The organism is Psychrobacter sp. HII-4 (assembly GCF_904846595.1).
GTDB classification, from domain to species: Bacteria; Pseudomonadota; Gammaproteobacteria; order Pseudomonadales; family Moraxellaceae; genus Psychrobacter; species Psychrobacter celer.
Genome location: NZ_CAJHBJ010000026.1, coordinates 26,940 through 37,155, shown reverse-complemented (window position 1 = coordinate 37,155; position 10,216 = coordinate 26,940). Strand labels below are relative to the sequence as shown.

At 46.7% G+C, this 10,216-nt stretch carries 8 protein-coding genes and 1 tRNA gene; 6 read left to right on the top strand and 3 right to left on the bottom strand.

Going from position 1 to position 10,216, the window contains the following annotated elements:
* Positions 1–274: 274 nt before the first annotated feature.
* From JMX98_RS10815 to JMX98_RS10805, 3 genes are all read right to left on the bottom strand, one after another.
* Positions 275–1,009 carry a hypothetical protein gene (locus JMX98_RS10815; protein ID WP_201586562.1) on the bottom strand — a complete coding sequence of 245 codons (735 nt, stop codon included), beginning with the start codon at positions 1,007–1,009 and terminating at the stop codon, positions 275–277.
* 321 nt (positions 1,010–1,330) lie between these two features.
* Positions 1,331–1,660 (bottom strand): CopG family transcriptional regulator, encoded by a 330-nt coding sequence (locus tag JMX98_RS10810; RefSeq protein ID WP_105243922.1) that lies wholly within the window; start codon positions 1,658–1,660, stop codon positions 1,331–1,333.
* 202 nt (positions 1,661–1,862) lie between these two features.
* Positions 1,863–1,938, bottom strand: a tRNA-Asn gene (locus JMX98_RS10805).
* A gap of 616 nt (positions 1,939–2,554) precedes the next feature.
* On the opposite strand from JMX98_RS10805, the gene JMX98_RS10800 reads away from it, so the two are divergent.
* The 6 genes from JMX98_RS10800 to JMX98_RS10775 all read left to right on the top strand — a co-directional run bounded on the left by JMX98_RS10800 (position 2,555) and on the right by JMX98_RS10775 (position 10,184).
* Positions 2,555–2,899 carry a DMT family transporter gene (locus JMX98_RS10800; protein WP_201586561.1) on the top strand — a complete coding sequence of 115 codons (345 nt, stop codon included), beginning with the start codon at positions 2,555–2,557 and terminating at the stop codon, positions 2,897–2,899.
* A gap of 31 nt (positions 2,900–2,930) precedes the next feature.
* Positions 2,931–3,512 (top strand): TetR/AcrR family transcriptional regulator, encoded by a 582-nt coding sequence (locus tag JMX98_RS10795; protein WP_105243919.1) that lies wholly within the window; start codon positions 2,931–2,933, stop codon positions 3,510–3,512.
* Positions 3,513–3,647: 135 nt separating this feature from the next.
* Positions 3,648–5,162, top strand: a complete 1,515-nt coding sequence (gene betB, locus JMX98_RS10790; RefSeq protein WP_227680138.1) for a betaine-aldehyde dehydrogenase — start codon at positions 3,648–3,650, stop codon at positions 5,160–5,162.
* Positions 5,163–5,320: 158 nt separating this feature from the next.
* Entirely contained in the window at positions 5,321–7,021 is a 1,701-nt protein-coding gene (betA, locus tag JMX98_RS10785; RefSeq protein ID WP_201586560.1) for a choline dehydrogenase, read from the top strand.
* A gap of 366 nt (positions 7,022–7,387) precedes the next feature.
* A complete protein-coding gene (betT, locus tag JMX98_RS10780; RefSeq protein WP_201586559.1) occupies positions 7,388–9,433 on the top strand; it encodes a choline BCCT transporter BetT in 2,046 nt (681 codons plus the stop codon).
* Positions 9,434–9,689: 256 nt separating this feature from the next.
* Positions 9,690–10,184: a M48 family metallopeptidase gene (locus JMX98_RS10775; protein WP_201586553.1), complete on the top strand. Its 495-nt coding sequence runs from the start codon at positions 9,690–9,692 to the stop codon at positions 10,182–10,184.
* The last annotated feature ends 32 nt before the right edge of the window (positions 10,185–10,216 follow it).

Here is a 10,216-nt window from a genome sequence, read left to right as displayed (position 1 = left end):
GTCTAAGTGAGCAGCGTAAGTTGCGGTTTATTAAAGACTTTTTAGGGTCAAAGTCACTCAAATAGCATGAATTATGTCCATTAGCGACTACCTTCTACTTTTTAGCATGAATTTTGTCCATTACACCCCAATCAGCAATGATTGGGGCTTTTTTTATGGGCGTGTATCAGCGCGCTTTATCACTTAAATAATGACAAGAGAGTGCTTGTTACTTTTTAGCCAGTCTCTTACCTGCGTATTCATTTATATGCCCAGGCGCGTACCTAGTGATGTTTTATTTGATTAAAGACTCATCAAACTCAACGTGTTGACCATCTGCTAGTGTCAACGTCCCTTCGCTAATCTCAATAGTCATGTCTCTGGTGTTTCTGATAGCGCGCATGACATTGATGTCCTCAATGCTACTCTCGATGATAATTTTGCCAGACTGCTCAGGTTTGATAGCAGGCTCAAACACAGTCAACGGGACATTAAAGCGCTTGCCTTGGGTCAAAGCGATGTCTTTCATCACCAATGTACCCTTAAAGCTATCGATGGCGACTTCGCCGTGGTTGGATAGCATAAACTGGAGCTTTACTTGGTTTAAACTGTCGCTATCACTGCTTTTGACTGGCAAGAGCGCCACAGGGTAGTGTTGCGCATTGGCCGTGGCCGCTTGCTGACTTTTTATGATGGGGCTTTTTTTGCCCGTGGGATTATTGGGATGCAAGCGCTCATATTCACGCTGCTGTATCAAGGCTTGTTTGATCGTAGTGCGCGGCATCGCACCAGACTCATAGGCACCGCTGAGTTTCATGCGCAGCATATAGCGACTGAGTAGTTGCTGATCGTTCTTAGGCAGTTGCTCAAAAGTATCACCGAGCTTTTTTTGCCACTGATCAGAGTTGGTCGGAATGGTTTTTTTGCTAGGATCTGCCTGCGGCTGTGAGCACGCAGAGATAGCAGGCAGAAATGCCAATGCCATCGTCAACAATAATGCTTGGTTAAAACGCGGATAGAAACCTCCCATAGTACACCTCCGTGTCAATTTGTTTTGCACCAACGACCGTGATTGTCATCGGCTTTTTTTATGAGTAGGGCTGGTTTTAATATAGCTGGTTTTTTTGGGTGTTGTGTTGGATTATGGCTAAAGACTGTGTGCGGGCGACAACCATCATTTGGCGCACAAAAAAGACTGAGCGCCATGGGCAAGCTCAGTCTTTTGGTACGCAGCCTATCTAGTTCATCATTAAGAAAGCGGTTTTTTATACTGTCGCTTATGTATCGTCGATTATATATTGTTGTCTATATAGTCGGCAGTATATCGAATCGGCTTTCTTAATCATCTCTACTAATCGTCGTTTTGTAGCTCGGATAGGGGGTGGGAGATGTTGTTATTGTGAGTCACCACGATGGCCTCATCGATGATGCGTTGACTGACGCCGCGCTTGCGCAAAGACTCGATAAACACTTCATCGTGCGCTAGGGTATAGTCTTGATGATCACGATCAAGCCCTTGACGGATGTATAGGCGAATCAGTCCTTGAATACGCTTAAAGCCCAGCTCTTTTGAGGTGGTCTCTAATAATGCGATCATCTCTTCAGACAGCCGAATACTGACCGGGCGCATGATTTTTTGCGGATGGTCAGAAAACTTATTTTTTACACGTGCAGGTATCATAATAAACCATTATTTTTAGTGAGTAGGAGTAAAATATTCAGACAAAACGAACCCAAGCAAACCACTCTTACCATACAACAAAATCGCCCAAATGAACACCGCAGCGGTATTCATATCACTGATTTCATAAGAGAATTGTCTGAGCCAAAAATGACGGCCATAAAAAAACCTTCATCAAATAATGATGAAGGTTTTTCGTATATGGCTCTCCAACCTGGGCTCGAACCAGGGACACACGGATTAACAGTCCGTTGCTCTACCAACTGAGCTATTGGAGAATAAGCTGTGATAACGGTAAATATGACAAGCTAAAAGTAATTGCTGTCTGCGTTATGTGGGGCACATTTTAGCCAAGTCGGTATAGGCTGTCAACCTTATTTTGACATAATTCGCAAATATTCTTTAGATGTTGTGAAGTTTGACTACCAGCCCTCAGTCCTTGGCGCATTTTAGCGATAAAATGACCCTAATATGTCATAAGGGCACCTCAGAATGAGGTATTTATAAAATGGCGCGTTAGGGCGGATAGGTCTGGATATGGATGGGCTTGATAGCGTGTTTGTTTTGTTAAAACCTCTATCTACCTGCGGCGTGTAACAAAAAAATAGCAGCGATATGCTACTTTTATTTATGGCTTAAGCAATCTGCTGTCAGCGTTGGTTATCAAGCTTTTGCGAGTAATTTGATTAGACAACTTGGCTATCTTTTTGAATATAAAAGCAATCTGTACATCGCTTGAAACAAAAAAACTGCTGGGCTGCTCTTCACATTGCTGGATTATTTCTATAAAATACCGACCGTGTGGTTTCTTTGGGAGCTACATTCTATTATTTATTACTTATCCATTTCACTCGATCAAGCGTGTACGCTGGATTTAACACAGGTGTCTTAGCCATGAGTCCTACCATCATTGCTTACGGTTATCTTGCCATCGCTATCATTTGTGAAGTGGTTGGCACGACCTTTTTGGTCAAGTCAGAGCAATTTACCCGTTTGGTGCCGACCCTGATTATGGGCGTGCTTTATGCTATCTCGTTTTATTTGTTGACGCAGGCCATCAAGACCATACCACTTGGCATCGCCTATGCGCTGTGGGGCGGTTTGGGGATTGTGCTGACCTCGCTGGTTGGGGTGTTCTTTTTTAAGCAAAGTCTTGATACCGCGGCGGTGGTCGGTATTGCGATGATCGTCGGCGGTGTGGTGGTGATGAACCTATTGTCAAACTCGGTGGTGCACTGACAAGTAGGTAAAAATGAACATGGACACAAAAATGGAAACGAAAAACGCGCATAAACGTAAAAAACAGCCAGAGCTGGTGCGGCGGGCGCTGCTCGATGAGGCAGCACGTATCACCCTAGAGCAGGGCTTGTCTAAAGTGACCTTTCAAGCGGTGGCAGATGCCGTCGGCGTGACCAAAGGCGGAGTGATGCATCATTTTGCTACCAAGGACGCGCTTATCTTAGAGGTATTTTATGATGCGATGGCCAAGTTTGAGGCAGAAGTCAATGCCGCCATGGCAAAGGATCCGGTCAGCTACGGCTCGTTTACCCGCGCTTATATCGACGCCACCATCAGCTTGGGCGAAAAAGGGCAGGCCGAGTTTAATAGCCAAGCGACTTTGTATGTGTTGATGCTAGGAGACCGGATGCTACGCGAACGCTGGGCTGAGTGGTCAAATGAGCAGCTAAAAAAATATGCCGCTACCGACAATAGCGAAACGCTATGTATGGTACGTCTGGTTGCCGATGGTATTTGGCTCTCTGACTTTTCGGGTATCGATATCTCGGACAAGGCCTCAATACGTGAGCGCTTGATAAATATGACGCAGCAAGACTTTGATAAACAGTTTTGATAAATGACTTTGACCAATAACTTGATAAACAGCTTTGGTCAATAACACGCACATAGAAAATTTTATCTTTAACCTATGACAGCATGATTGACTGAACGCTTTTTTATAAATTCTCAGTCGCCTTAAGGAAAACTTATGACAACTACTCAGACAAACGTAAATGGTTTACAAGACATTATCGACTTAACACAAACGCAGACTGCTTATATTAACGGTCGCTATCTGGCGGTCGATGATTCTTTAACGACTTTTGACGATATCAACCCAGCGACAGGTGAAGTGCTGGCGAGCATTCAGCAAACCACTGCCGAGCAAATCGATGAAGCGGTAAAAGCCGCGCAACAAGGGCAAAAAGTGTGGGCGGCAATGACCGCAGTTGAGCGTGGCCGTATTCTGTCAAAGGCAGTTGCGATATTGCGCGAGCGTAATGATGTACTGGCATTGCTTGAAACCAAAGACACCGGAAAAGCGCTGTCTGAGACTAAGTATGTCGATATCGTCACAGGTGCCGATGTTGTTGAATATTACGCTGGACTTGCGCCAATGATTGAGGGTCGTCAGATTCCACTACGTGATAGCAGCTTTGTCTATACGCGCCGTGAGCCACTCGGCGTCGTCGCTGGTATCGGCGCATGGAACTATCCGATTCAGATCGCGATGTGGAAGGCTGCGCCAGCGTTGGCTGCTGGTAATGCGATGATTTTTAAACCCTCAGAAGTCACGCCACTGACGGCACTTAAACTGGCGGAAATCTTTACTGAGGCGGGCATGCCAGATGGCGTATTTAACGTCGTACAAGGCGATTATAAAGTAGGCGAAGCACTCACCCAGCATCCTGATATTGCCAAAGTCTCGTTTACAGGCGGCGTGCCAACGGGCAAAAAAGTCATGGCAAGCGCGGCATCATCATCTCTCAAAGACGTAACCTTAGAGCTGGGCGGTAAGTCGCCATTGATTATCTTTGACGATGCCGATATCGATATGGCAGCGGATATCGCCATGATGGCGAACTTCTATAGCACCGGTCAGGTCTGTACCAATGGCACGCGTGTATTTATCCCAAAAGCGCTACAAGCTAAGTTTGAAGAAGCGATCTTGACGCGGGTCAAACGTATCAAACTCGGCGATCCGATGAATGAAGATATCAATATGGGACCACTAGTGAGCTTCCCGCATATGGAGCGTGTGCTTGGCTATATCGAGCAAGGTAAAGCGGGTGGCGCGCGTCTATTGGCGGGCGGTGAGCGAGTGACGACAGACGAGCTGGCTAAAGGCGCGTATGTCGCGCCGACGGTGTTTACCGATTGCACCGATGACATGACCATCGTGCGTGAAGAAATCTTTGGCCCTGTGATGTCGATATTGACTTATGAGAGCGAAGAGGAAGTCATTCGCCGTGCCAATGATACCGAGTACGGCTTGGCGGCAGGGGTGGTAACCAAAGATCTAACCCGCGCGCATCGCGTCATCGGACAGATAGAGGCGGGTATCTGCTGGCTAAATACTTGGGGCGAGTCGCCTGCGCAAATGCCAGTTGGCGGTTATAAGCATTCAGGTATCGGCCGCGAAAACGGCATCGAAGCCCTTGAACACTATACGCAGACCAAATCTATCCAAATCGAGCTGGGTAAGTTTGAGTCGGTATTTTAATAGCTTGTTAACCACTTGTTTTTTAACCATCTGTTTTAACTACCTGTTTTAATGTACAAAGAAAGCTGTCGTTAGTAAGCACGTCATGTCGGTAAATACGCCGGCATGATGTGAGCTTACTGATGACATGACGTATTTTTACTATTATGGAGTGTTTTATGACATCAACCACACCTGAATATGACTACATCATTGTCGGTGCAGGCTCAGCCGGAAACGTGCTGGCCACGCGCTTGACCGAAGATGCCAACATTAAGGTGTTGCTATTAGAAGCTGGTCGACCTGATTATCGACTAGACTTTCGTACGCAGATGCCAGCGGCGCTCGCGATGCCGCTACAAGGCACTACGTATAACTGGGGCTACAAAACCGATCCTGAGCCATATATGAATAACCGCGTCATGGACTGTGGCCGCGGTAAAGGGCTAGGCGGTTCATCACTTATCAATGGCATGTGCTACATCCGTGGTAATGCGCTCGATTTTGACGACTGGGCCAAAATCAAAGGCTTAGAAGACTGGACGTATCTCGACTGCTTGCCGTACTTTAAAAAATCAGAGAACCGCGACGCAGGCGAAAACGACTATCATGGCGTCGGTGGTCCTGTCGAGATGACCACCTCAAAACCTGGGGTCAATCCGCTGTTTGAAGCGATGATTGAAGCGGGCGTGCAGGCAGGCTATCCGCGTACAGAGGATCTAAACGGCTATCAGCAAGAAGGCTTTGGGCCAATGGATCGTTTTGTCACGCCTAATGGTCGCCGCGCATCCACCGCACGTGGGTATCTCGACCGTGCCAAACCGCGCAGCAATATCACCATTTTGACCGGTGCCTTGACCGATGTGATTTTATTCGATGGTAAGCGCGCGGTCGGCGTTAAAGTTGAGCATCAAGGTCAAACCAAAAAATTCTATGCCGCTCGTGAAGTGATCGTCTCGTCAGGTGCTATCGCTTCGCCACAATTATTGCAGCGCTCTGGTATTGGCCCTGGTCAGTGGCTCAAAGACTTGGGTATTAATGAGGTTTTAGAGTTGCCGGGTGTCGGTAATAATCTACAAGACCATTTAGAGCTGTATATGCAGTATGAGTGCAAACTGCCGGTGTCGATTGCCCCTGCCAATAAATGGTGGAATAAACCTGCGATTGGTGCTGAGTGGTTGTTTAATGGTACTGGTCTTGGCGCGTCCAATCAGTTCGAGGGTGGCGGCTTTATCCGTACTGATGAGAAATTTACGCACCCCAATATCCAGTATCACTTCTTGCCATTAGCGGTGCGTTACGATGGTCGTAGTGCGGTGAAATCGCACAGCTTCCAAGCGCACGTGGGCTCACTACGCTCGCCAAGTCGTGGCCGCGTCAAGCTCACCTCAAAAGACCCAAATGCTCATCCAAGCATTTTATTTAACTATATGTCGCACGAGCAGGACTGGCAAGAGTTCCGCGCGGCGATGCGTATTACTCGTGAGATTATGCATCAGCCAGCGCTTGACCCATATCGCGGCCGTGCTATCGCGCCGACCGATGATCTGGTGACCGATGCGCAGCTCGATGAGTATGTCCGCAACCATAGTGAGACCGCTTACCATCCGTCGTGCACCTGTGCGATGGGTGAGGGTAATGATTCGGTGGTCAATGGTGAAGGGCTGGTACACGGTATCGATGGTCTGCGTGTCGTTGATGCGTCGATTATGCCAAATATCATCAGTGGTAACTTAAATGCTACCACCATTATGCTGGCCGAAAAAATCGTTGATAAGATGCGCGGTAAACAATTACCACGCTCGACAGCGGATTATTATGTCGCCAATGGCGCACCGCTCAGAGCTGAGCCGATGCGTGCTTATCATACGACTGTATAAATAAACGTGCCAGCGAGTAGGCACGATATAAGGATAATATAACGTCAATTTCAAATAAAAGGCCTTTCAACGTAAAGGTCTTTTTTATCAGTGCAAATTTGCTGGCACCCTTGTGAGCACTGACATCATCAGTCAGTACCGCACGCAAATGAGTATGTCAGCATATCGGCTTTATTTTGCGCTGACTATCTTTTCATTATTTTTTAACGGTGTTGCTAAGGGGTCTGCGGACTGTTTAGCAAATTTTTATTGATTGGTACTGCTTTGTGCATCCTGCGCTTATATAGATAACGTGGTAACTCTACACTATGTTATGACGGACAAAGCACTATCAGATCCTGTTTCATTTACCTATTGAGGTCTTTTATGTACAGCTCGCCATCAGAAGATGCGACGAAAACCTTGAGCCTAAATAAGACAGTTTTTTTAGGCTCAGCAATTATTTCTATTTTATTGATTATTTGGACGATTGCCTTGCCAGATTATAGTGAGGCATTATTAAGCGCGAGCATGGCGTGGGTATCAGAGAGTTTTGGCTGGTATTACATGCTGGTGGTGGCTGCTTATAGTATTTTTGCTTTGTTTGTGGGCTTTTCAAAATACGGCGATATCAAGCTGGGGCAGGACCACGAAAAGGCGCAGTTTCCCTTTTTAGCATGGGCGGCGATGCTATTTTCGGCTGGTATTGGTATCGATTTATTGTTTTTTGGTGCCTCTGAGCCGTTGATGCATTATCTCACCCCGCATACGGGGTTAGAGCCTGCCAGTGCAGAAGCGATGCGCCAAGCGTTATCTCAGACTTTTTTGCATTGGGGTCTGCATGGCTGGGGTGTTTATGCGCTTATCGGTATGGCGCTAGCGTACTTTGCTTATCGCAAAAACATGCCGCTGGCGCTACGCTCACCGCTGACGCCTATCTTTGGCGAGCGCCTAGTCAAAGGCTGGCTCGGTGATGGTATCGATACCTTTGGTGTGGTCTGTACCTTGATGGGGATTGCCACCAGCTTAGGCATCGGGGTGTTGCAAGCTAATGCGGGTTTGACGCATGTCTTTGGTATCGAGTCGAGCAAGATGGTGCAGAGCCTGATTATCTTGGGCGTGGTCTTAGCTGCCGCCATCTCAGCGATGACCGGTGTAGAAAAGGGCGTACGCCGCCTGTCTGAGTTCAATATGCTCTCGTCGATATTGCTATTGATTGCGATATTGGTGATGGGCAATACGGTGTACTTGCTCAATACCTTTACCCAAAGTATCGGTCAGTATTTCCAAACCATCGTTTTCAAAACATTCGACGTCTATGCCTATGACGGCAGCGCTGGTGCCGATTGGAAATCAGGCTGGACGATATTTTTCTGGGCATGGTGGGTTGCTTGGGCACCCTTTGTCGGCTTATTTATTGCGCGTATCAGCCGTGGCCGTACCTTGCGTGAGTTTGTCTTTGGTGTGATGTTTATCCCGCTGGGCTTTATCTTTGCTTGGTTTTCTATCTTTGGTAATTCAGCGATAGATTTAGTCGCCAATGGTGCGACAGAGCTGGGTGAAATCGCTATTAATGACGCGGCGATGGGCATGTTTGCCTTGTTTGAGTACTTCCCTTTTAGTGATGTTTTATCATTCGCTGGCGTGGTCATCGGGCTTATTTTCTTTGTCACTTCAGCGGACTCTGGTGCGCTAGTACTGGCCAATCTCAGCTCAAAAGGTATGACCAATGATACTGATGCACCGGTTTGGTTGCGCCTATTTTGGGCAGCGGCCACCGGTCTGATCACTTTAGGTCTGCTGTTCGCAGGCGGATTTGCTTCGTTGCAGTCGGTGTCTGTCATCGCGGGTTTGCCATTTTCGCTGATTTTGGTGCTTTACATGATGTCGATGTGGAAGTCGCTCAAAGAAGAGGGCAATAAGCGTAAAGCCAGTACGGTCGGCACCGCAAACGTACTTGATAGCGGTAAGGGATGGAAAGCGCGTCTGCAGCGTATTGTTAGTTTTCCAAGCCATACGCAAGTCGAGCGGTTTTTACAAAACATCGTCAAACCTGCCATGAGTGATGTCGAAAAAGAGCTAAGAGCTGGCGGTCTAAAGACATCATTGGATGTGCGAAATCTGGCCAATATCGGTGACGATCTCGATGCAGGTCTAGACGATGACAATGGTCAAATAGATGGTATCAAGCTGCGCGTCGGTCATGGCGATGAAGATGACTTTATTTATGAGGTCAATCTCATCAAAGCTGAACGTCCGAATTTTACCCTGAATACCTCAACCAAGCATGCTGAGTTTTACTACCGTGCTGAGGTGTTTTTAAGCGATGGCTCGCAGGAGTACGACTTGGTGGGCTATACTAAAGAGCAGGTGCTGGTCGATATTCTGCATCAGTATGAGCGCCATTTGCAGTATCTACATTTAGAGCGTTAATGAACTAGATGTTGAATAACCAGATGTCAACTGGCTAGATACCGTGACAAAATTGTCTTTTAGATGACCCCATAAGTTACAGTTAGCTTATGGGGTTTATTTATGAGCTAACGATAGGTCAATAGGTAGTATAAGTTAAAATATATAGAGATAAGTTGTAAAGTATAGTCAGTGAAACGTGATATCTATACCAGCAGTACCATAGTGTACTTAAAGTATTTTGACTAAGACATACCCTATATAAAAGGATAAATCTGTGACCACACTCAAGTACCTCGCTCATTATTCTGAGCATATTCAAAGCCAAGCGGCACGGCTCATCAGCGAGGGCAGGCTGGGCGACTATCTAGAAAGCAAATATCCCAATCGGCACCAAGTGCAAAGCGATAAGGCGCTTTATCAATATATAAACGATATAAAAAACCAGTCTATGCGCAAAATCGGCCCGCTATCGAATGTCAGCTATAGCAGCAAATTAAAAGTCCTCAAGCAGGCGTTGGGGGTTCATACCACGCAGTCTCGCGTCCAAGGTAGTAAGCTTAAATCGCACAACAGCATCACGGTGGCCAGCTTATTTAAAGAAGCGCCGCCTGAGTTTTTGCGCATGATCGTCGTGCACGAGTTGGCGCATTTTAAGGAGCATGAGCACAACAAAGCATTTTATCAATTATGTTGCTATATGGAGCCAGAGTATCATCAGCTCGAATTAGACACGCGTTTATGGTTGCACTGGCGTGAGTTTAGATCTTAGCTATAAAAATATTCATAAAAAGTAATATATAT

Excerpts from the sequence above, each read along its gene's own strand:
- JMX98_RS10815 (WP_201586562.1), bottom strand. The coding sequence starts at position 1,009 with ATGGGAGGTTTCTATCCGCGTTTTAACCAAGCATTATTGTTGACGATG.
- betA (WP_201586560.1), top strand. The coding sequence starts at position 5,321 with ATGACATCAACCACACCTGAATATGACTACATCATTGTCGGTGCAGGC.
- betB (WP_227680138.1), top strand. The coding sequence starts at position 3,648 with ATGACAACTACTCAGACAAACGTAAATGGTTTACAAGACATTATCGAC.
- JMX98_RS10795 (WP_105243919.1), top strand. The coding sequence starts at position 2,931 with ATGGAAACGAAAAACGCGCATAAACGTAAAAAACAGCCAGAGCTGGTG.
- JMX98_RS10810 (WP_105243922.1), bottom strand. The coding sequence starts at position 1,660 with ATGATACCTGCACGTGTAAAAAATAAGTTTTCTGACCATCCGCAAAAA.
- betT (WP_201586559.1), top strand. The coding sequence starts at position 7,388 with ATGTACAGCTCGCCATCAGAAGATGCGACGAAAACCTTGAGCCTAAAT.
- JMX98_RS10800 (WP_201586561.1), top strand. The coding sequence starts at position 2,555 with ATGAGTCCTACCATCATTGCTTACGGTTATCTTGCCATCGCTATCATT.